The sequence below is a fragment of the Herbiconiux daphne genome, assembly GCF_024979295.1.
In the GTDB taxonomy this organism is placed as follows: domain Bacteria; phylum Actinomycetota; class Actinomycetes; order Actinomycetales; family Microbacteriaceae; genus Herbiconiux; species Herbiconiux daphnes.
In genome coordinates this window covers 1-609 of the sequence record NZ_JANLCJ010000542.1, presented here as the reverse complement: position 1 = coordinate 609, position 609 = coordinate 1, and the positions used below count along the sequence as shown (strand labels likewise).

Annotated in this window: 2 protein-coding genes; both read right to left on the bottom strand. The window is 42.0% G+C overall.

All coding sequences use genetic code 11. From position 1 onward, the window contains the following. Positions 1–226: M15 family metallopeptidase domain-containing protein (locus N1032_RS26345; RefSeq protein ID WP_259543603.1), on the bottom strand; the 226-nt coding region annotated here is incomplete at its 3' end. 56 nt (positions 227–282) lie between these two features. Beyond that, positions 283–609, bottom strand: a 327-nt coding sequence (locus N1032_RS26340) for a hypothetical protein (RefSeq protein ID WP_259543601.1), incomplete at its 5' end; no start/stop codon positions are given.

Genomic DNA, 609 nt, shown 5'->3' with positions numbered 1-609 from the left:
GATAAGGCGCTAAGTCTACAGCATCACCAGTGAGGTGCTTACTTTTCAGCGTTTTACTTGCTCCTTGTGCTACTAATTCTTTCTGACGATCTAAAGATCTGGTACCTTCTAACACTGTAATATCAAAAGGCATAGTTTCAAATGCTTTGAGACAAACTTCACGCAGAGCAGGCTTTATAGTTGCCAGCTTCGCCACGGAAGATTTGCCCAGTTTTACGTTGCTCATTGTGACTCCTTTCACGACGCTCCCACATTTCCTGCATCTGGAAATAATTGTAGGCATCATTTCCGTCTTTTGCTTTTGCTGACATTTCCGCGCACCACTGGGATGGCAGTTTTTCCTCTGACACTTGGTAATCCTTCTCTCAATAGTTTCAGAAGTTTTCTCTTTGCTTTCGGCATTAAACTATCTTGCTTGGCACGAATTTGTTGAAGAGAAATAGGTGTGTATCCAATTTGTTCGCAGGAAGTATGGATGTAATTATATTTATCACCCATCTTTCCTTCGTGCAGGTGAGCATGGATATTCACACGACCACGGAGGTGGTCTTTGTGTAAAGGAATATGAGAGATCCAGAACTCTTTGTATTTGAAATCACCACTTACCCA